The organism is Micromonospora sp. NPDC023814, from assembly GCF_040639595.1.
Taxonomy (GTDB): domain Bacteria; phylum Actinomycetota; class Actinomycetes; order Mycobacteriales; family Micromonosporaceae; genus Micromonospora.
This window is the reverse complement of the sequence record NZ_JBFAAF010000049.1, coordinates 32768-53223: the sequence shown is the minus strand read 5'-3', so window position 1 is coordinate 53223 and position 20456 is coordinate 32768. Positions and strand designations below refer to the sequence as shown.

Below are 20456 nucleotides of genomic sequence, written 5' to 3'. Positions count from 1 at the left end.
TGCACACCTTCCTGCACCTACGGGCAACGCCGACCGCACCCGCTTCCCTCGAACCGGCCGGCGCACCTGGTTGCCGGCCGGCCGCGTCGGGTCAGGACAGAACCTTGACCGTCATGCCGTCCGAGCAGCGCCGGACCACCGCGACCAGGCTGGCCTGGTGGCTCGCCTTGACCGGGGTGACGGTGAAGTACGCCTTACGGCCCTTGCCGTGCCGCACCACGTAGCTCTCCGCATCGCCGCCGACCCACAGGTCGCCGAACGTCTTCAGCACGTTGTAGATCGGCGTATACATGTCGTTCTCGTCGACGTAGAACATCACCAGGTCCTTGAACTGGACGTAGTGCGTGTACGCGCCGTCACTGTCGAGGGTGGCGATGATCCCGGTGTTGTGGGCGTTGAGCGCCGAGTCGATGGTCACCGTCACGTCCACGCTCTCGCCGATGATCGAGACCACCATCCGCTCGTCCCGGTACATCCGCGCGAAGCGGTTGCCCATGGCCTGCTCGATCCGCTCGACGAGTTCGTCGAGGTCGACCCCCCAACGGCCGAGGTGGACCTGCGCCTCGTCCCAGCCGAACGTCTCGGGCAGGTGGGAGTTGGCCTCGGGGTTCAGGGTGAAGGCCACCCCGAGCCGGAAGGGGTAGGACAACCAGGGATACCGCCTCGCCGCGACCTCGGCGGGCTCGCTGAACGACACGCCCGGCTTCCGGACGACGGTGACCGTCCCCTCGTCGCCGCGGACGTGCCCGGTGTCGTCGCTCTCCTCGTGGCCATGGTGGCCCTGGTGGCCCTGGGCGTGGCTCGGGATGTGGAGCGGGTCGTCGACCCGTTCCTTGCCCTTCTCCAGGGCCTGCACCGCCTGGTGCTCCTTCGCCTCGTGGGCGAGCAGCACGCAGTCGTCGAGGAAGGCGTCCATCACCCCGCCGTCGCGCAGCAGCGCGACGGCGGCCTGCTGGATTTCCTCCCGCCACAGCCGAAACGTGTCGATGTCGGCCGAGAGCGCGTCGGCGAGCACCATGACGTCGTGGTCGTCGCGGACCTGCGTGGGCACGTGCGGGAACCGGGCGGCGGTCCGCTCCAGGGCGGTGAGCATCGCCGGATCGTCCCACGGGCGGGGCAGGCGTCGGTGGAGGATCTCCATCGTCTCCGCGACGTCCTCGGCGTAGGCGTTGGTGACCAGCAGGTACTCCACGGCGCGGAACAGCTCGTGCGAGTACGGGTAGCGTTCCTCGACCCATCGGCCGAACATCCGCGTGCCGTAGTCACCATCCAGGACGGTGGCGAACTCCACGGCAGCGAAGTACGCGGGGTCGGAGGCAGCGTCGTGCCAGTAGGTCTCTCGCCAGGTCATGACCGCTCTTCTCGCTCGGCGACAGTCGACGCGGTCACCATGGCGCAGCGGTGGCCTCACCGACACGCGCGGTCGGCGGTCTTTGGGGCAGTCCGTACTGCCTCACCGGGCACCGCGGGCCGCGGCGCCCTGCGCGGCTCTGCCGCCGACCGAGCGCGGCTTTGGGCCGTTAGACACGGCCCCCACCGAGACCCCTGGCCAGCGCGGCGACATCGCGATTGGTGAGAATGCGGGACCGAGCCGAGCCCGGCAACGCTACCGGTCCGCCGCGCCGTCTCGGCTGCCGCAGGGTCCTGGCGGGGCAGCTGCCGTCGGCTCACGGCTCCTGGGCCGAGGGCGTCCTACCCGTCGCCAGCGTCTGCATCGTGGTCAGCGCGCCGCTGGCGCTCTGCACGCATGCTGCACCGAGGCGGCAGGCGACGGCCGCATGGTCGCTGCACTACTACGACCACGTCGCCTCGCCTTCGCCGCCGTGATCCCCGGACCGCTGTTCGCGCCGGACTAACCGGGCAAACTTGCACATGCACCGCCAACGACACGAGGGGTGGGGGAAGCCCCAGCGCAACGAGCCGGGCCTTCGAGGGTGACGTTTACTCGGTGACCGGCGCGCCGAGACACAGCGCGCACGGTCGGCGGCAAGAGCGGATGTGGCTGTTCGCCGGAAGAGTGCCACGACTACGGTGTTGCTGTGGCGGTGTGGGAGCTCTGGCGGCAGGACGACAACGGCAACCGAGTCCGGATGGGCACCTTCGCTGACCGGGTTGAGGCACTGGCTGAGGTCCTGGCGCTGGAGTCCGGTGTGGTGCACAAGCAGACCTACTGGATCGACGGGCCACCCGGACCGGCCTGCCGCACAAACCGCGACCTTTACCAGCGCCTTGTCCGGGAAGGCGAATGCATGAACGCGGCCGCACGCAGTTTGGACGTGTTCCTGCGTTCGTGGTGGCGGGTTGCCCGGCCGCTGTCGGGTCGGGTCTCGCTGGACCTGGACACGGTTGCCGCGATGGTCGTGGCGGCGGGCACGGTCGAGCCGGCGCCGCTGCAGGCCTCGTGGCGTTCCGCCTCGTTTCGCTACACGGACGAGCCGACGTCGCATGCCGACTGGGAAGCCGTCGTGCTGTCTCAGATCGCGGACCTGGCCGACTTCGCCGACCAGGGACCGCTGGACGAGTACGCCCGGTTCGGTGTTGACGTCCCCCGGGCGGCAGGATGCGTGCGAGCCACGGATCTCCGTTGGTACAACTTTGATCCGCAGGCGTACCTGGAATGCGGAATGGCCGGAGCACTGGGCGGCTGGAGCGAAGACGACGGCCTACGGAAACCAGTTCCTGGCCCCGTCGTGCCGTTGGTGAACGAACCGGAGCCGGGCGAGCACACCATCGGCTCCCTCGGCTGGGCCGATCTCGCGGAACTGGCCCGGTGCGGGCAGGAGTACGAGTAGCACAGACCGATTGCAACGCTTGCGGCAACGCCACTGGGTCGATATCAGGCCGCACCTCGTGTAGCAGCCGGCCTCATCCCAACGAGCAGACGCACACGCTCAATTCAGCCAATGCACACCATCGGCACGCCGACCCGCTGTGCCCGGCACGGCCAACGCGACGACAGCGGCGTGAGCCGATGTCAGCGAGAGCATCTCCCATCGTTCACGGCTGCGTGTTCGACTCGTACGGCGCCGGACGGCATCGGGCGATCGACACCCTTGCATGAGTCACAGGCAGCACCAGCAATACACAGCCTCGCCCGCGTCTCGTGCACGCTGGGCAAGGGCGGCGATCTCCTCGATGACAGGCAGCATCTGGTCGTCAGGCAACGGACCTGCCCACGCCAACTCCTCGATCCGTCCCCATCGCGCCGACAACTCAAGCAGTCGCGTGTCGTTGATCGAGGCGAGGGTGTCCCGCGTGGCGCGGTCGAGCGACATCAGCCACGGCCCTTCCCTTTCGTCCCCGCTCCACAGCAGCTTGAGATCGACCAGGTTCACTCGCCAACTGACTCCGCGAACGAAACTCACGAGCTTGCCGAGGGTCACTGCCGGCTCGATGCCCTTAAGGTCAATCGCATCGACAGTTGCGCCGTCGCTGCTGACAACGACCGGCCCGCCACCGAGATCCTCCATCAGCCTGACAGCCGCAGCGTCATCCTTTGCCCTGAAGTAGTCATACAGCACGCCCATGGCAAGCACTCCACCACAGGGATATGACATCGCTCGAGCACCAGCTTCGCGGCCATCCGACCCTTCGACCACATACATCGATGGTCACGATGGCGACGCCGACACCAGCACCGCGCCAAAACACCCCACTACCAGCGAAGACTCCAACTTCATCAGGTACGGCTTGGAGCGGTCACGTCCCGGGGAGTGGTGTAGGAGCTGACCTGCTACGGCGTGCCGCCGAGATAGAGGCGGGTCATCGCGTGAGTCTCTGTGTGAACAACCAAGAACACGCAGAGAACGGAGTACGCGATGACCCTGGACCAGTCTGCCTTGTTGGACGTACTGGACGCACTCAAGGCCGCCGACGTGAACGATCGTGTCCGGCAGGCCGCGGAGACGATCTACCAGGCGTTGATCGAAGCGGAGTTGACCGCGGTGATCGGCGCGGCCCCACACAAGCGCAGCCAGGCCCGGTTGGCGCAGCGCAACGGCCACCGGTCCCGCACGTTGACCACGACCGCCGGGGACCTGGAACTACGGATCCCGAAGCTGCGCACCGGGTCGTTCTTCCCCAGCCTCCTGGAACGGCGCCGGCGGGTGGATCAGGCGTTGTTCGCGGTGGTGATGGAGGCCTACCTGCACGGCGTGTCCACCCGCAAGGTTGACGACCTCGTAAAGGCGTTGGGCGCCGACTCGGGGATCTCCAAGTCCGAGGTGTCACGGATCTGCGCCGACCTGGATGAGGAGGTCTCGGCGTTTCGGGACCGGTCCCTGGCCACGGCGGCGTTCCCGTACGTGTTCCTCCACGCGACGTACTGCAAGGCCCGTGTCGACCGCAGGGTGGTGTCCCAGGCCATCGTCGTGGCCACCGGAGTCCGCGCCGACGGGTGGCGGGAAGTCCTCGGCTTCGCCGTCGGGGACAGCGAGGACGGCGCCTTCTGGACCGCCTTCCTGCGCAGCCTCAAGGCTCGCGGCTTGGGCGGGGTGCAGCTGGTGATCTCCGACGCCCACACCGGCCTCAAGCAGGCCATCGCCGCGGTGTTCATCGGCACGGCCTGGCAGAGGTGTCGGGTGCATTTCCTGCGTAACGTGCTGGCGCAGGTCCCGAAGGGCAACGCGGAGATGGCCGCCGCCGCGATCCGCACCATCTTCGCCCAACCCGACGCCACCCACGTCCGCGAGCAACTCGACGTCATCGCCGGCATGCTCGGCCGACAACTACCCAAGGTCGAGACCATGCTCCGCGACGCCGCCGACGACCTCCTCGCCTTCACCACCTTTCCCGTGCCGCACTGGAAGAAGATCTGGTCGACCAACCCCCTGGAACGGCTCAACAAGGAGATCAAACGCCGCACTGACATCGTCGGCGGGTTCCCCAACCCCGAAGCCCTGCTCCGCCTCGCCGGCGCCGTCCTCGTCGAAGCCCACGACGAATGGCAGACCGGCGACCGCCGCTACCTCGCCGAAGGCACCATGGCATCGATCACCACACCACCAACCCCGACCACCGCGACAACCGAACTGGCAGCCGCATGACCACCATCGCCTGGCCCGACCGCAGAGCCGACATCACCAACGCCCTGTCCATCCTCGCGACCCTGCGCCCACACCAGACCACGTCCTGGCCCGGCCTGACCGAAGCCGTCCACTGGCTCATCGACGACACCTTCTGGGACCAGCGCCATCCCCGCCACGACATCGGCACCATCCTCGCCAGCACCAACGAGGCCAACGCGATCACCGCAACACTCGAACCCCTGACCGCCATCCTCGACGAACTCGGACCCACCGCCCCCGACGACGACTACCTCGCCCACCCCAAATGGCATGAAGTCACCCACGCCGCAACCCAGGCTCACCAGCTCATGACTGGTAAAACCCCAAGCCAACACCCACACTGAACGGACGAGCAGAGACTCACGGCTCTACACCACTCCACGGAACGCGACCGCTGGAGAAAGAAGAAGAAGAAGAAGAAGAAAAGCACTAGAGCCGGGCCGAGCGGGTCGGCGCGGCGAGGGGCCGACCGACCCGGAACAAGGCGAGCGGCTTGCCACCCACCCGTTCCGCGAGCCGGGCGGCGGTCACCGGGCAGTCGATGAGCTGGCTGAGCGGGTGGACCGCCAAGCCGTGCCTGGCGAGGGCCAGCCACGTGCGCAGGAGACGGCGTCCCGCAGCGATGTGATCGTCGCCGTCCGCCAGCATGACCAGGATGCTGCCGTCGTACCGCAGCAGGCTCCGGCCGCTGACGGCCAGCAGCGCCGCGAGGCCCAACCGGCGGGTGACGGGGTACGCGCGCAGCGAGGCGGCCAGGAACCGCGCTTCAAACCGGGACAGGACGAGAGCCCGGTCGGTGAGTCCGTCGAGGTGGTAGCGCGGATGGCGTGGGTCGAGGCGCAGCCAGTCGCGTAGCTCGGCCGCGACGGCCGGGGTGCCGAACAGCCAGCGGTCGGCGACCACCAGTTCGCGCGCGAGATCCCGGGCGGGAAGGTGGACGAGGCCGGGTTCGAGGTCGGCGAGCACGGCCGGGTTGACGGGCCCGGTCGCGTACCGGCCACGGGCGACCCGGCGGGATTCGATGTCCACGATCGTGAACGGGGTTGGGTACCTGTGCGGCGCGGCGACCAGGCGGGGGCCGGGCGCCGCGGTGACGTTGAGGCCGAGATCGGCGGCGACGATGAGGCACGTCTCGACGAACGCGCCGATTCCGAGGCCGAGGTCCCGTCCGGTCGGGTCAGAGTCCGGCAAGGACCGGGACTGATCGACGTTGATGACGATCTCGTCGGCGTGGTATTCGGGCAGCCATGGCTGCGTGTTGTGTGCGCTCGGCGCCCTGCGGCAGGTCGCCTCGTGCGCCCGTAACTGCTCGACCCACGTCATGCTGACCGCTTCTCGTAGAACGTGTACCCGTGCAGTGGCCGCCCGCCGGCCCGCCGGTACTGGGCGGCCGAGGCGGCGTTCTCCCGCTCGACGAAGGTGCTACGCAGTGTCCGGTACCCGCCGGCAGCGAGGTTGCGGTGCAACTCCCGGGACAGCAGCGTCAGGTACCCCTTGCCCTGTTCCTCGGGCACGGTGCCCTTGATGATGAGCACTGCGTCGCGCCGGTACCGGCCGCGCGTCGCTAGCAGGCGAAGCTGATTGAGTACGCCGAGCCGGCCACCGACCTTCATGAGAAACTCGGAGATGTCCGGCACGGTCACCACGAACGCGATTGGCCGGCCGGCCTTCTCCAGCCAGAGCAGCAACGCCTCGTCGAGCAGGTAAGCGAGGCCGTCGGTCTGCTCCGCCAGTTGCTCGGTGGAGATCTCGGTGTAGTAACCGAGCTGCGCGAAGCTGGCGTTGAGTAGCTGCCGCAGAATCGGCAGCTGCTCGCGGAATTGCCGCCGCGAGCCGTGCCGGATGATGAGCCGCTCCGCGGGGATTCGGGTGTCGTCAAAGGTAAACCCGTAGTCACGGTCGGTGCCGACTGGAGCGCCAGCGGGGATCGAGCCGGCCCCGGAGTCCCGGCTGTCAAGGTCGACCAGCCAGGTGTCGGCCTCGAAGCGGCGCTGGAAGCCGTGCCGCTCATACATCACCGGGTAGTAGGCGGGGTTCCAGGCTGAGTCCACGAAGCCACGCTCGGCGAAGCCGGAGGTGATCACCCCGCCGGTCTGGTTGGGCAGCAGCGCGACCGGTCCGAACAGCGGCCGGCCGTCGGCCCTGGCCTCAACCGTGTCCATGATGGCGGCGAAAACGGCGTCGTCGTCGACGAACTCGGTGTGCCCGAACAGTTGCCGCGGACCGACCTTTGCGTCGAAGGCGGTGCTGCGGTGCACGCTGGTCCGTCCGACCACCGCGCCGCGTCCGTCGCGGATCAGAAACAGTTCGGCGGTGCGGCGGTGTGCGGCGATCACCGACGACAGCAGGGGCACGTACCGGTTGGTCGGGTGCAGCCGAAGTGGGAAGTCGACAAACGCTCGCAGGTCGGCCCGTGACTTCACGGCGGACACTCTCATGCGCGGTGCACCGGCGGGCCGGCCGTCTCGGTGGACAGCGGGGTGAACGTCTGGATGTGCGCCATGCCGTCGGCCTCGGCACGCCAGACGCCGTTGGTGTAGCCCTCGGGCTCGGCGTTGTACAGCCGGATGTAGCCGCCGGTCGCGTTCCGCGTGCCGTGGTCGGTCACCCAGCACATGAGGTCGCGGTGGTGGCGGCTGCGGGCGAACTTCAGCAGCGCGTCACGGTCGCTGAAGAAGGCGATGGTGCCAAGCGTGAACGGGAACTGGTAGTACACGGTATGCCACCGGTATCCGTCCATGCGTTTCATCTGCTTGACCATTTTGAACCAGGTGCGGGTGAGGGTGAGGATCGAGCGTGGCCCTCGGTATCGGGTGGCGCCGACGAACATGGCGGTCGCTCGACCAACCGGCGGCGCGGCGGAAAAGTCGGAGGTCCTCACGTCGTCGCACCCTTCACCAGGTACACATTCTTGATTTTGGATGTTGTGCCGGCGAACGGGCCGGTGCCGTAGTCATGCACTCTCACCCGCAGGTCGGCTGCGGACGGGTCCTCGACGAGGGACTCGGCGAAGTCCCGACTGACGTCGGCGAGGTAGCGGAGCACCCCACCGCGGCAGGTTTCGGCGAGGGCCAGCCGCTCGTCGGGGCCGAGCGCGAGGTCCTCGCGCAGTTGCAGGTTGATGACCGGCCGGCTCTCCAGGTCCGCATGCTCCTCCAGCTCCAGGCAGAAGCTGTGCAGCAGGTGAGCGAGGGGATTGCCGGCGTAGAGCCCGTACTCGACGTCCTGCGGGTAGATGTTGGCACCCATGTACGAGATCGTGCTGTCCTTGCGGCCGAACAGGAACAGCAGCGGCAGCTGCATCCGGTCGGACCGTCCCGCGCGTTCGGCGTCCGACCGCGCGGCCGGGTCCCCGATCGCGGCCAGCACATCCGGGTACGCGATCAGCCGGCCCTCGTCGCCGATGTTGTAGCGGACCTTCGGGTTGAGCACCGCCGTCGAGTTGATCGTGCAGAGCACCTCGTGGTCGGCGTTGGTCTCCAGATACGTCTCGAGCGGGTTGTACTGGAAGATCATAGGCAGCCGGTGCTCGTCGGGGCCGAGCAGGGCGGTCCGCAGGGCGACGTCGGTGCGTAGCCGGCGGCGGACCCAGACGGTGAAGTCGGTCTCCCCGGCGATACCGATGGTGAGGTCGCTGGCGCCGTAGCCGGAGCGCACCTTGAGGAAGCGCTCCTCCAGATAGTCACGCAGCGCCTCGGTCATCCCCTCCCCGCCGACCAGACCGCTGACGCGGTACTCGCCCCACGGGAAGCCCTCGGTGTCGAGCTTGTCGCGCAGATGCTTGAGGAACGGCGGATACGCGGTGACGATGTACTCGAACCCGGGCCCGAAGTACCGCAGCGTGTCCGCAATCTTCTGCAGATCCGGGCCCGTGTTCTTCACCATCGCGATCTTGGACATGGCGATGCCGGTGTTGGTGCCCGTGGCCCAGGCACCCATGGAGTACGCGTTGATGACGAACCGCCGTTTCGACGGAAACACCATGGTCGCGTAGCCGGCCAGGTTCTTGTGGACCGAGCGCAGTTCGCGGCGGCTGCGAATCCAGTTGAACGGCTGACCTGACGATCCCGAGGACTCGTCGACGACGCTGCCGGCGATCTCGATCTCACCGTGCCAGCAGCGCTGGGCCTCCGGGTATGCCTTCACGTACGACTGCTTGTCCGTCGGCGGGTACGACGACAGGTCGAACCAGCGGAACCGCCATCCGTTGCGCCGCAGAAAGTCGCCGTACGCGGGCACGTCGATCGCGGCGAACTGACAGGTCATCCACGCGTGCAGTCGAGCGAAGCGACCCATGTACGGACGGTAGTTCCGCGCCAGGAGCCGCCACACCGCCGGATGAATCTGGTGCAGCATATAGAGCCAAGTCAGTGCAAAGCTCGTGAACCGCAGCGTTCCCTGGCGCAGGAAGGTCATCACCACGCGTCCACGATAGGAGTCTTCGCAAGTCCCTCACCTGGTCACGGATACTCAGCCGCCCTGGGCACCCCAACTCAACGACCTTCCGCCTTCCGCCTCGGCGTGTCAGGCCACCGGCGTGCGGCATGAGCGAGCACCTGATCAAGAGGTCCCGCCGGGAGTGGGGCCGGCGGCGGTCCTGGCGAAGCGGCGGGCCAGGTAGCCGAAGGCGTCGACAAGCTCGGCGGGGCCGACAACCTCGATCTCGGTGTCGAACCGGGCGATGGCGGCGGCAAGGCTGTGCCAGGACCAGGAGCCGAGAGTGAGCCGGCAGCGGTCCGAGCCGAGCTCCTCGACGATCCCGTCGCGCGTGGAGGGCCACGGTCGCGGCGGGCAGGTCGAGGATCGCGGTGCCCTGGCAGGGCCAGCCGATGGTGCCGTCGTCAGCGCCGCGGAACCTGCCGGTGACGAAGGTGGTCACATCGCCGCCGGGCAGTTCCCTGGGCGTGAAGCGGGGTCCGTTGGGGATGCGCAGGGTGATCCGGTCGGCACGGAAGGTGCGCCAGTCCGACCGGTCAAGGTCCCACGCGACGAGGTACCAGCGTCCGTCCCAGGTGATGACGTGGTGCGGCTCGACGCGGCGCGGGGGCTTGTCCGCGGTCTCGGAGCCGTAGTCGAAGCGGAGGATCTCCTGGGCTTGCACGGCGGAGCTGATCGCCAGGAGCACGTCGCCGTCGATCGAGGCGGCCGGTCGGGTGGCGGGCCGTTCGACGGCGGTGATCTGGAGGGCGTCGATGCGGTGCCGGAGCCGGGACGGCATGACCTGCCGGACGGTGGTCAGCGCCCGTGCTGCCGCTTCGCCGGTGCCGTCGCCCAGTGTGGTAGCGGCGATCTGCAGCGCGATGGTGAGGGCGACGGCCTGCTCGTCGTCGAACAGCAGAGGCGGTAGTTCGGTGCCGGCGCTGAGCCGGTAGCCACCGTCGGGACCCTTGACGGCGGAGATGGGGTAGCCGAGCTCGCGCAGCCGGTCGACGTCGCGGCGCAGTAGGTGCCACAACCTGTCACCTACGCCGTCGAACCTTGGTGATGACGCCGGCCGGACACCGTGACCGGAAACAACTCTCACCAGGAGTCTTGATGAGCATCACCACCACCGCCCACCTCAACTTCCAGGGCAACGCCCGGGAGGCGCTGGAATTCTACCACTCGGTGTTCGGCGGCGAGATCACGGTCATCACGTACGGCGACTTCGGGATGCCGAAGGAACTGCCCGACGCCAGCAAGGTCGTCTGGGGCCAGGTCGCGGCCGACGACGGCTTCCGCGTCATGGCCTACGACGTGCCCAGCCAGGCCGGAGCCGGCATCGCGCCGGTGCCCTCCACGCGGCGTGAGAACGGCATGACGCTGACCGGCGAGCCGTTCTTCCTGTCCGTCCGGGGCGAGACCGTCGAAGAGGTCGGCGCGCTGTGGGAGAAGCTGGCCGATGGCGCCACCGTCATCGAGGCGTACGGCCCGGCCCAGTGGGCGCCGGCGTTCGGGATGCTGACCGACCGCTTCGGCATCACATGGATCCTCGACGTCGCCGCCCCGTACGCCAACGCCTGATCCTCGCCCTCCGGCAACGGAACGAGGCGGCACCCAGCCCGGCGGCCTCGTCCCGTTGCCAGACCCCCGGCCTTCAAGAAGCTGCCTGGGCACCATGATGTTCGGCCCGAACGGCAACCCCGACCACGACGACTACATCCGAATCATCCACCAGGCCCTCGACGCCGGTATCAACGTGGACCCGAGAAGAGGTCGTCTCCTGACTCGTATGCGTGCCGACGGGACGGAGCGAAGCAGACGGCACGCCCGCTCACGGCGGCGAGCGGGAAACATCCCCGCCCGCCGCCGCCGTCGTCGTCGTACGGTCAGTCTGCGGCGAGGGCCCGCGCGTCGGCCGCGACGACGCGCGCCAGCTCCACCGGGAGCCGCTGGCCGGCCTGCTGGTCGGCGTAGCGGGCCAGCTCGGCGTAGCGGCCCTGGACGAGCAGCGTGCTCAGCGCGGTGCGGGCGCCGTGCTCGACGTCGGAGGTCAGGATCACGTACCCGAGCCCGGCCGGGGTGGCCGCGACGGTGAAGGTGCTGGTCGCCGTCGCCCGGCCGGCCGGTCCGACGGCCTCGGCGCGCAGCGTGTGCCGGCCGGCGGGCAGGGTGGTCAGGTCCAGCGCCACGCCGGGCTCGACCCGCTCGCCGTCGATGGTGACCGTGACCGTCTCGGCGTGCGTGGTGGTGACGGTGACGGTCGGCGCCTGCGCCCGGTCCAGGGTGGCCCCGTCGGCCGGCGCGCCGATCGCGACGGTCGGCGTGGCGGGCGGACGCTGCGCGTACGCGGCGTTCCAGCCAGCCAGCTCGGCCGGACGGTTGGTGATGATCCCGTCGACCTCGGCCTGCTCCAGAGTCTGCCACTGGCTCGCCGAGTCGATGGTCCACACCAGGACGGCCACGCCCGCGTCGTGCAGCTCGCGCACCACGCCCGGTCGGGTCAGCAGCGCCGTCCCGCTCGGGTTGTACGCGGTCAGGCCCAGCTCGCGGGCGACCGCCACCGGGTCGGCGTCGAGGCTGCTGCGTAGCAGCCCGAGGGGCAGCTCCGGGGCCAGCTCGCGGGTGTGGCGCAGCGCGTCCGTCTCGAAGCTCTGGACGAACACCCGGCCGGTCATCCGCTCCGCGCGGATCACCTCGACGATCCGGGCGACCTCGTCGCGGGTGTGCGCCCCCTTGATCTCCAGCAGCAGGTTGCCGCCCCGGACACGCAGGTCGGCGAGTTGCTCGGCGAGCGTGGGCAGCCTCTCCCCCGCGTACGACGGCGCGAACCAGGAGCCGGCGTCGAGCGACTTGAGTTGGGCGGCGGTGAGGTCGCGGATCCGGCCGGCGCCGTCGGTGGTCCGGTCCACCGTGGTGTCGTGCAGCACGAACGGCACGCCGTCGCGGGACGGCTGCACGTCGTTCTCGATCCAGTCGGCGTTGGCCCGCCGCGCGGCCTCCTGGGCGACGAGGGTGTTCTCCGGGGCGGCCGACGACGCGCCGCGGTGAGCGATCACGGTGAGCGGACTGCCGTCGGGGCGGAGGTAGCCGTTGGGGGCCAGCTCGGTGATTCGCACGTCGTCGAAGGAGACGGTGGCGCCGTTGACCAGTAGTGCCTGCCCGCCGTCGGCGGAGCGTTGCAGGCTGCTGGTCTTCAGCGCCTCCCGCCCGTCGACGAACCAGCGCGCCTGGCTGCCGTGCACCTCCACGGCGACCCGCACGTCCCGGCCGGTGCCGGCGGCGTACGGGCCGGCGCCGGTGTTGGTGACGTTCCAGGTGTCGGCGGTGGTGCGCTGCGCGAACTCGAGCCCGTTGCTCGCGGTGGTGCCGCTGCGCATCGTGGCGATCCACCACGGGTTCGCGCCGTCGGCGGGCACGTCGAGCCCGAGCGCCGTCCAGCGGGTGGCGGACGCGACGGACTCGAACCGGACGGTCGCCTCGAACCGGAAGTCGTTCAGGTGCCGCCCGAAGGTGATCTTGTTGTTCTGGCTGGAGCTGGCGGACGTGCCGTACAGCCGGCCGTTCTCCACCTTCCAGGTGCCGTCGACGGCCCGCCAGCCGACGGGCAGCCGGCCGGCGGAGAAGTCCTCCGCGACCACCACCGCGCCAGGTTCGGCGGCGGCTGGTGGCGACGGGGGCAGCACGGCGAGCACGCCGGTCGACAGCGCCAGGGCGGCGAGCGCGGCGACCGTGCGGCTCGGGTTCCCGCGCGGGAGGCGGGCAGGGCGAGGTGTCATGACCCGGACCGTAGGAACGCCACCGGAACGCCAGGCCAACCCGGCGTGGCGGCAGCGCCAACGTCAGCTCTCCAACGTGCGACGAACGTGGCCAGGATCTTCCAGCCCTTGAGGGGGGCGACGGCGCGGATCCTGGAGTGGTGCCGGTTGACGGTCCGCGACCCTGTCGATCGGGATCAGCGAGCAGGGCCCGGCCGGCATCAAGACGCCGTCACCGGCCGCGGCGGCGGGTGCGTCCGGCGCGGACGAGGTCGGCCAGAATGTCGACACAACCTCCCCCGCGCCCACTCTGACCAGGGCTGTCACGATGAAGTGCCGCAGTGCGAACCCCAGCATCTGCCCCACACATCGGCCCCGGCCGCTCGCCCTGCTCCGACCGTTTCACCGTACGGCAGCCCGACGCGACACGTGCCCGCCCCGTCCGCTGAATACGCCGTACCGATCGCCGGCCGGCTGCGGCAGAATGCCAGGCAGGCGGCCCCGGCGGCGCAGGCCGGGCGGACAGCCCCGGCCGCCCTCAGCCGCCCGATCCCTCCGGGAGGACGACCATGCCGCACCATCGCCACTCCGCCCGCCGGCAGGTCGCCGGGAGCTCAGGTTCCCCGTCCCGGGCGGCCCGACGGCCGCGCGCCTAGCTCCGGTACGCCAGGCGCTGGCAGGTGAGCGTGATCCGGTTGGTGACGGGGAACCCGGTCGTGCGGCGTGGGTCGGCCCCTGTCCAGGGGCGGATCTCCTCCCCCAGGCTCATCGGGCGGATCCGGGAGCTCGATCTGCTGGTGTCGACCCTGGCGACGCCGCCCGCCGCGGTGGTGCTGGAGGGAGAAGCAGGAGCCGGCAAGACCCGGCTGATCACCGAGGTACGAGCCCGGCCTGAGCTTGCGGGGCTGAGGTTCGTGCTCGGGGCGAGCCGGCGGATTCGCGAGCCGTTCCCACTGGGCCCCATCATCGACGCGGTCCGCGGGCTCGGCACGGAGCTGGCGGAAACCCGGCTGTCGCCGCTGGCCGGCGCGCTCCGGCCGTTGCTGCCCGAGCTCGCCGAGGCACTGCCACCGGCGCCCGAGCCACTGGACGACCCGGCTGCCGAGCGCCATCGGGTGTTCCGTGCGCTGGCGGAGGTGCTGGGGTCGGTGGGTCCGTTGGTGCTGGTCCTGGAGGATCTGCACTGGGCCGACGAACAGACCCTCGACTTCACGAGCTACCTGCTGGGTGATCTGCCAGCACAGCTGTCGGTGCTGCTGACGTTCCGCAGCGAGGAGGCGGCCCCGGGCGTACGGGCGATGACCGCACGGCTGCCGGCGTCGACGCGGCACGCGCAGGTGGTGCTCGCCCCGCTGGACGCGGGGCAGACCGGTGCGCTGGCTGCGGCCATCCTCGGGCTGGCCCGGGTTTCCGAGGAGTTCGCCGACTACCTGTGCGAGTGGGCCTCCGGGCTGCCGTTCGCGATCGAGGAGCTGCTCGCGTTGTTGCAGGCGAACGGCCAACTGGTCCGCCGGAACGGCGGCTGGGCACGCCGGGAGCTGGGTGAGCTCAACGTGCCCACCGGAGTCCGTGACCAGGTGCTCGAACGCGTGGCGCACCTGTCCGACGAGGCCAGAGCGGTTGTCGAGGCGGCGGCCGTGTTGCACACGTCCGTACCGATGTCGGTGGTGGTGGCGACCTGCCGGATACCGGCGGCCCGGGCGTTGCCGGGCTTGGAGGAGGCGCTGGAGTCGGGCCTGCTCGTCGAGCATGGCGAGTTGGTGGGGTTCCGGCACGTGCTGGCCGCGCAGGCGGTGGAGGAGGCGTTGCCCGGCCCGCGCCGGCAGCAGCTGCACGGTCGGGCGGCGGCCGCGCTCGGCGCGCTCGTTCCGATACCGCTGGGGCAGCGGGCACACCACCTTCGCCACGCCCGCCTGCTGGACGAGTGGGTACGCGCGGCTGAGCAGGCCGCGGATCAGGCGGCGGCGCTGCGGCACGACGCGGAGGCGGTCCGGCTGCTCGAAGACGTCGTCCGGCATGGGCCGCTGTCCTCACAGGAGCGCGCGCGGTTGGCGGTGAAGCTGGGCTGGGCCGCCCTTGAAATGGTACGTACGCACGAGGTCGTCGGCCTGCTCTGGGCGGTGCTCAAGGAGAACGGGGCGCCAGCGATGCAGGGGGAGCTGCGGTTCCTGCTGGCCTCGGCGCTCAACGTGGCTGGCGAGGATCCATCGGTGCAGCGCACGTTGTTCGCCACCGCCATCGAGCAGCTGCCGCGCCGGCCAGACCTGCGAGTGCGAGCGACAGTCGCGGTCGGGTTGCTGACCGCGTCCATCGGCACGGTCACCCGGGGTCGGAACTGGCTCTACCGCGCGCTGGAGCTCCTCGCGGAGGTCCACGACCCGATGGTCGGCGTGTTCGTGCTGGGCAAGGTCGGGATGGGGCTGGTGACCCTCGGCGACCCCCGCTGGCGACAGGTGCTCGACCGCATCGAAGCGGCCACCGGAAGTTCGCCCCAGTCGCTGGCCGAGGTCAACGCGTACTTTTCGGTCGGCACCCAGTGTTGCTACTTCGGGCACCACGAGGTCGGGCAGCGGCTGCTGTCGACTGCCCTGACGGGAGCGGTCAGGTACGGCAGCCGCCGGCTGGAGCTGCTCACCCGGTCGGCGCTGGTCCTGCTGCACTATCTCCGGGGCACCTGGGACGCGCTGACCGACGGCACCGACGCCCTGCTCGACGCCCTGTCCGACTACCCGCTCGGCCGGATCGAAGCCGAGCTGGCGCTGGGTGGCCTGGCCCTCGGTCACGGCCACCTCGACGACGCCCAACACCGACTCGCCAGTGCCCGGCAACTGGCCGAGGATCTGGGCCTGGTGGAGTCGCTGGCGTTCCCGGCGAGTGGTTTGGCCCGCATCGCGCTCGCCCGGGGAGACGTCGACGCCGCGTTGGCCGCGACACAACGATGTCTCACCGTGTTGACCGGCAAGGAGGCGTGGGCGGCTGCGGCACCGGTGCTACCGGCCGCCACCGAGGCACTGGTCGCCGCGGGCCAGCTGACCGACGCCGACGTCCTGCTGACCGACTACGAACACCGGCTGAGCGACCTGGACGTCTCCATCGCCCCGGCCGTTCTCCAACACGCCAGGGGCCTGCTGGAGACGGCTGCCGGCGACCCGCCGCGAGCGGCCCGCCACCTCGTCGAGGCGGCTCACCACTACGACCGGCTGCCCTATCCCTACCAGGCGGCCCAGGCACGGGAGCAGGCGGCGTCGGCGCTGCTCGGTGCGGGTGACCACGAGGCCGGGGCCGCCGAGCTGTCGGCGGCCCTGGCCACGTATCAGCGCCTGGGCGCCACCTGGGACCATGCCCGCGCGGTCGGCGCGGCCCGGCAGCGGGGCGTGTCGCTGCCCGGTCGCCGCCGGACCGGGCGGCCCAGCTACGGCAACGAGCTGTCACCGCGGGAGCGGGAGGTGGCCGAGCTGGCCGCCGCGGGTCGCACGAACAAGGAGATCGCCGCAGAGCTGTTCCTCTCCGTGTACACGGTCGAGCAGCACATCACGTCCGTACTGCGGAAGCTGCACATCCGTTCCCGAGCGGCCATCGCGAGCCGGTTGAGCTGACTGGCAAGCCGTTAGTTGCCGGGTTTCCGGGATTGTTCCCGTGCTGCCTCGCGGCCAGGCTGCTGCCATGCATCATCCTGAGCCCGACGAGACCCCTGGACCGTCCGGGTCTCCCAGCGAACCAGCGCCACCTGCCGGTGCGGTACGGCCGGCTGCGGGCGCACCGCCGAGCCCGGCCGAGGACGAGAACGCACCGGCCGGCGAGACGGCGGAGGGGACCCGGCACGAGGGCGGATGGCGGTCGGTATGAGCCCTTCCGCCGCTACGGACTCAGGCCCGACAAGGGACAGCGGGCGAGACCGCACCGCGAGGACAGAGGAGAGTTCCTTGAATGGATTGGCGACGGGTTCCCCGACGCTCGTGAGCGCCCCTCGGCGGCGAAGGCTCCGACTGGGTGCCGTCCTGGTCACGGTCGTGCTGCTCGTCCTGGGGATACCAGGAACGGCGGTGGCCGCACCCACCCGGACGGCATCGGTCGAGCCGGCGCTGCACACCACACTTGCCGCGGACGGTACCGCCACCTTCTGGGTGTACCTGCGGGACCGGGCCGACCTTTCCGGAGCGGCCAGGATCACTGATCGGGCCGCGCAGGGCCGGTTCGTGTACGAGAGGCTGACCGGCACCGCCAGGGCCAGCCAGGCTGGTCTGGTGGCGATGCTGAAGGCCGCGGGAGCGAGCCACCAGCCGTACTGGATCGCCAACACGGTCCGGGTGACCGGCGACGCGGCGCTGCTGAAGCGGATCGCCGCCCGCCCAGAGGTCACCCAGATCACCGCCGACCAGGTCTACCAGCTTCCCACGCCGGAAGCAGCCGGCGAGGAATCGCAGATCACGGCCGTCGAGTGGAACATCAGCCGGGTCAACGCCCCGCAGGTGTGGCAGCAGTACGCGGTGACCGGTGAGGACATCGTGATCGGCAGCATCGACACGGGGGTGCGGTACAACCACCCGGCGCTGGTGAAGCAGTACCGGGGCAACCTGGGCAACGGCGCGTTCGACCACAACTACAACTGGTGGGACCCGTCGAGCGTGTGCGGCGCGCCGTCGTTGGTGCCGTGCGACAACAACAACCACGGCACCCACACCGTGGGCACCATGGTCGGCAACGATGGCGGGGCCAACCAGATCGGGGTGGCGCCCGGGGCGAAGTGGATGGCCGCGAAGGGCTGCGAGTCCAACTCCTGCACGTCCGCCGCGCTGCTGTCCAGCGGCCAGTTCATGCTCGCCCCCACCGACCTGCGTGGAAAGAACCCGAACCCGGCGCTCCGCCCGCACATCATCAACAACTCCTGGGGTGGCGGCGCCACCACCTCCCCCTGGTACCAGCCCACTGTCCAGGCCTGGGTGGCGGCCGGGATCTTCCCCCAGTTCTCCAGCGGCAATCCGGGGTCAGCGTGTGGTCAGGCGGGCAACCCCGGCAACCTGCCCGAGGCGTACTCGGCCGGTGCGTTCGACGTCAACGGCGCCCTGTACGTCAACTCCGGCCGCGGCCCCTCGGCTTGGGGCGCTGACCAGGTGAAACCGAACATCGCCGCCCCGGGTGTCGCGGTACGCTCGGCCTTCGCCAATGGCGGTTACGGCGCGCTCACCGGCACGTCGATGGCTTCCCCGCACGTGGCGGGCGTGGTCGCGCTGCTCTGGTCCGCCGCGCCCGCGCTGGAGCGCGACATCGCCGCCACCCGGGCCATCCTGGACGGCTCCGCCGTGGACACCGCGGATCTCACCTGTGGCGGTACCAGCGGCAACAACAACGTGTGGGGCCAGGGCAAGCTGGACGCCCTCGCCGCCGTCACCCAGGCGCCGCGTCCGGCGAAGGGACAGCTGACCGGCACGGTGCTCGCCGCCCCCACCAACACGCCGATCGCCGGTGCCACCATCACCATCGCCGGGTCGGTGAACCGGACCCGTACCACGGGGCCGGACGGCCGGTACGCGATCACCCTGCCCGCCGGCAGCTACACCGTGACCGCGTCGGCGTTCGGATACCAGGCGGCGAGCGGCCCGGCGACCGTCGTCGAGGGCGGCACCGCCGCCCGGGACTTCGCCCTGGTGCCACCGGACGGACGACAACTGAGCGTGGCACCCCGCTCGCTGGACTTCGGCGTGACGAAGATCGGCGACACGGCCGGGCCGTTGACGGCGACGCTGACCGGCACCGGCGCCGAACCGGTGACGGTCAGCGCGATCACCGAGCCGGGCGGCGGGTTCGCGCAGTCCGGCGGCACGTGTGGCGCGCTACCGGTCACGCTCTCGCACCTGCAGAGCTGCACTGTGGCGTACACGTTCACGCCGACCGTTGAGGAGCCGGCGACGGCGCCGGTGACCGTTACCAGCGACGCGGTCGACGGTCCGCACGCGATCACGCTGGAGGGCGTCGCCATCCGGGTGCCGCTGCGGGTCGACGCCGCGACGCTGGCGGCCGGTGAGAACGTACTCTTCTCCGGGTTGGTCGATCCCGCCGGCCGGTACGCGTACTTCGGTACGCAGACATCCCCGGGTCGGGTGGTGAAGGTCGACCTGGGCACCTTCCAGCGGGTGGGTGCGATCACGCTGGCCGAGGGCGAGAACTACCTCAACTCGGCGGTGATCGACCCGGCCGGCAGGTACGCCTACCTCGGCACGGGCACCGCACCCGGCCACATCGTGAAGATCGACCTGGCCACCTTCCAGCGGGTCGGCACGATCACGCTCGACAGCGGCGAGAACTACCTGCGGTCGGCGGTGATCGACCCCGCGGGGGCATACGCCTACTTCGGCACCGGCACCGCGCCGGGACGGGTGGTCAAGATCGACCTGAACACCTTCCAGCGGGTGGACGCGGCCACGCTGAGCAGCGGCGTGGACAACCTGCGCTCCGCCGTGATCGACCCGGCGGGTGGGTACGCCTACTTCGGCACCGGCACCGCACCCGGGCTCGTGGTGAAGCTCGACCTGACGACGATGGCGGAGGTCGGGGTGATCGCGATGGTGAGCGAGAGTCTCTTCTACTCGGCGGTGATCGACCCGGCGGGCAGGTACGCCTACTTCGGCACCGGCACGTCACCGGGACGCATCGTGAAGATCGACCTGGCCGCCTTCCAGCGGGTCGAGGCGATCGAACTCGCGACCGGCGAGAACTCGCTGTTGACGGCGGCGATCGACCCGGCCGGTCGGTACGCCTACTTCGGCACCGGCACCGCACCCGGCGGGGTCGTGAAGATCGAGCTCGCCGGCTTCCAGCGGGTCGGTGCGGCCACGCTGGCCGACGGCGAGAACTCGCTGCTGTCCGCGGTGATCGACCCGCAGGGTGGCTTCGTCTATCTCGGCACGCTGAACTCGCCGGGTCGGGTGGTGAAGGTGAAGGTCGACACGGCGATCCAGCTCAGCGCCGCAACACATCGGGTACGGGGGAACGCCGTCGTGAATCTGGCCTGGGACGGCGCTACCTCGACCAACGTCGACGTCTTCCGCGACGGCACGCGCGTCGCCACGGTGCCCAACAACGGCACGTACGCCGACGCCGTCGACGGCTCAGGCGCCGTCACGTACACCTACCGGGTGTGCCACGCCGGCACGCTGAAGTGCTCGAACAAGAGCACCGTGCGGTTCGCAGGCCAGCAGGGATGACCGGTCACGTC

15 protein-coding genes and 1 pseudogene are annotated in these 20456 nt (G+C 70.0%); 7 read left to right on the top strand and 9 right to left on the bottom strand.

The annotated features are described in order from the left end of the window. Positions 1 to 91: 91 nt before the first annotated feature. Complete coding sequence (locus tag AB0G14_RS23925) at positions 92 to 1351, bottom strand: hypothetical protein (protein WP_357700866.1); 1260 nt, start codon at positions 1349 to 1351, stop codon at positions 92 to 94. A 688-nt stretch (positions 1352 to 2039) separates the two neighbouring features. Here AB0G14_RS23925 and AB0G14_RS23920 point away from each other — a divergent pair. Beyond that, positions 2040 to 2792, top strand: a complete 753-nt coding sequence (locus AB0G14_RS23920; protein WP_357700864.1) for a hypothetical protein — start codon at positions 2040 to 2042, stop codon at positions 2790 to 2792. A 270-nt stretch (positions 2793 to 3062) separates the two neighbouring features. Here AB0G14_RS23920 and AB0G14_RS23915 read toward each other — a convergent pair whose 3' ends face one another. Next, a complete protein-coding gene (locus tag AB0G14_RS23915) occupies positions 3063 to 3527 on the bottom strand; it encodes a hypothetical protein (RefSeq protein ID WP_357700862.1) in 465 nt (154 codons plus the stop codon). 291 nt (positions 3528 to 3818) lie between these two features. Between AB0G14_RS23915 and AB0G14_RS23910 the strand changes: the two genes are divergently transcribed. Together AB0G14_RS23910 and AB0G14_RS23905 are read left to right on the top strand one after the other, a co-directional pair. Beyond that, positions 3819 to 5045 (top strand): IS256 family transposase, encoded by a 1227-nt coding sequence (locus tag AB0G14_RS23910; RefSeq protein WP_357700860.1) that lies wholly within the window; start codon positions 3819 to 3821, stop codon positions 5043 to 5045. After that, complete coding sequence (locus AB0G14_RS23905; RefSeq protein ID WP_357700858.1) at positions 5042 to 5410, top strand: hypothetical protein; 369 nt, start codon at positions 5042 to 5044, stop codon at positions 5408 to 5410. Before AB0G14_RS23910 ends, AB0G14_RS23905 begins: the two co-directional genes overlap by 4 nt. An 85-nt stretch (positions 5411 to 5495) precedes the next feature. Here AB0G14_RS23905 and AB0G14_RS23900 read toward each other — a convergent pair whose 3' ends face one another. The 6 genes and pseudogenes from AB0G14_RS23900 to AB0G14_RS23875 form a co-directional block, all read right to left on the bottom strand. Beyond that, positions 5496 to 6389 carry a hypothetical protein gene (locus AB0G14_RS23900; RefSeq protein ID WP_357700856.1) on the bottom strand — a complete coding sequence of 298 codons (894 nt, stop codon included), beginning with the start codon at positions 6387 to 6389 and terminating at the stop codon, positions 5496 to 5498. Further along, positions 6386 to 7489: a hypothetical protein gene (locus AB0G14_RS23895; RefSeq protein ID WP_357700854.1), complete on the bottom strand. Its 1104-nt coding sequence runs from the start codon at positions 7487 to 7489 to the stop codon at positions 6386 to 6388. Before AB0G14_RS23895 ends, AB0G14_RS23900 begins: the two co-directional genes overlap by 4 nt. An 11-nt stretch (positions 7490 to 7500) precedes the next feature. Continuing rightward, positions 7501 to 7896 (bottom strand): DUF4188 domain-containing protein, encoded by a 396-nt coding sequence (locus tag AB0G14_RS23890; protein ID WP_357700852.1) that lies wholly within the window; start codon positions 7894 to 7896, stop codon positions 7501 to 7503. 47 nt (positions 7897 to 7943) lie between these two features. Continuing rightward, positions 7944 to 9362 (bottom strand): phenylacetate--CoA ligase family protein, encoded by a 1419-nt coding sequence (locus AB0G14_RS23885; RefSeq protein ID WP_357700850.1) that lies wholly within the window; start codon positions 9360 to 9362, stop codon positions 7944 to 7946. A 264-nt stretch (positions 9363 to 9626) separates the two neighbouring features. Next, positions 9627 to 9824: a hypothetical protein gene (locus AB0G14_RS23880; protein WP_357700882.1), complete on the bottom strand. Its 198-nt coding sequence runs from the start codon at positions 9822 to 9824 to the stop codon at positions 9627 to 9629. Between the two features lie 145 nt (positions 9825 to 9969). Further along, a pseudogene (locus AB0G14_RS23875) lies at positions 9970 to 10167 on the bottom strand (WYL domain-containing protein); the annotation flags it as partial. On the opposite strand from AB0G14_RS23875, the gene AB0G14_RS23870 reads away from it, so the two are divergent. After that, a complete protein-coding gene (locus tag AB0G14_RS23870; protein WP_357700884.1) occupies positions 10087 to 10413 on the top strand; it encodes a hypothetical protein in 327 nt (108 codons plus the stop codon). The pseudogene AB0G14_RS23875 and the gene AB0G14_RS23870 sit on opposite strands and share 81 nt — an antisense overlap. 188 nt (positions 10414 to 10601) lie before the next feature. Beyond that, on the top strand, positions 10602 to 11069 hold the full coding sequence (locus AB0G14_RS23865; RefSeq protein WP_357700848.1) for a VOC family protein: 468 nt from the start codon (positions 10602 to 10604) through the stop codon (positions 11067 to 11069). A gap of 305 nt (positions 11070 to 11374) precedes the next feature. On the opposite strand, the gene AB0G14_RS23860 is transcribed toward AB0G14_RS23865, so the two are convergent. Next, entirely contained in the window at positions 11375 to 13264 is a 1890-nt protein-coding gene (locus AB0G14_RS23860) for a glycerophosphodiester phosphodiesterase family protein (protein WP_357700846.1), read from the bottom strand. A gap of 659 nt (positions 13265 to 13923) precedes the next feature. Here AB0G14_RS23860 and AB0G14_RS23855 point away from each other — a divergent pair. Beyond that, positions 13924 to 16839 (top strand): AAA family ATPase, encoded by a 2916-nt coding sequence (locus AB0G14_RS23855; protein WP_357700844.1) that lies wholly within the window; start codon positions 13924 to 13926, stop codon positions 16837 to 16839. A gap of 447 nt (positions 16840 to 17286) precedes the next feature. Next, positions 17287 to 20445: a S8 family serine peptidase gene (locus AB0G14_RS23850; protein ID WP_357700842.1), complete on the top strand. Its 3159-nt coding sequence runs from the start codon at positions 17287 to 17289 to the stop codon at positions 20443 to 20445. The last annotated feature ends 11 nt before the right edge of the window (positions 20446 to 20456 follow it).

Coding starts and splice junctions, on each gene's coding strand:
- AB0G14_RS23900 (WP_357700856.1), bottom strand. CDS start 6,389: ATGACGTGGGTCGAGCAGTTACGGGCGCACGAGGCGACCTGCCGCAGG.
- AB0G14_RS23885 (WP_357700850.1), bottom strand. CDS start 9,362: ATGGGTCGCTTCGCTCGACTGCACGCGTGGATGACCTGTCAGTTCGCC.
- AB0G14_RS23905 (WP_357700858.1), top strand. CDS start 5,042: ATGACCACCATCGCCTGGCCCGACCGCAGAGCCGACATCACCAACGCC.
- AB0G14_RS23890 (WP_357700852.1), bottom strand. CDS start 7,896: ATGTTCGTCGGCGCCACCCGATACCGAGGGCCACGCTCGATCCTCACC.
- AB0G14_RS23865 (WP_357700848.1), top strand. CDS start 10,602: ATGAGCATCACCACCACCGCCCACCTCAACTTCCAGGGCAACGCCCGG.
- AB0G14_RS23925 (WP_357700866.1), bottom strand. CDS start 1,351: ATGACCTGGCGAGAGACCTACTGGCACGACGCTGCCTCCGACCCCGCG.
- AB0G14_RS23860 (WP_357700846.1), bottom strand. CDS start 13,264: ATGACACCTCGCCCTGCCCGCCTCCCGCGCGGGAACCCGAGCCGCACG.
- AB0G14_RS23910 (WP_357700860.1), top strand. CDS start 3,819: ATGACCCTGGACCAGTCTGCCTTGTTGGACGTACTGGACGCACTCAAG.
- AB0G14_RS23915 (WP_357700862.1), bottom strand. CDS start 3,527: ATGGGCGTGCTGTATGACTACTTCAGGGCAAAGGATGACGCTGCGGCT.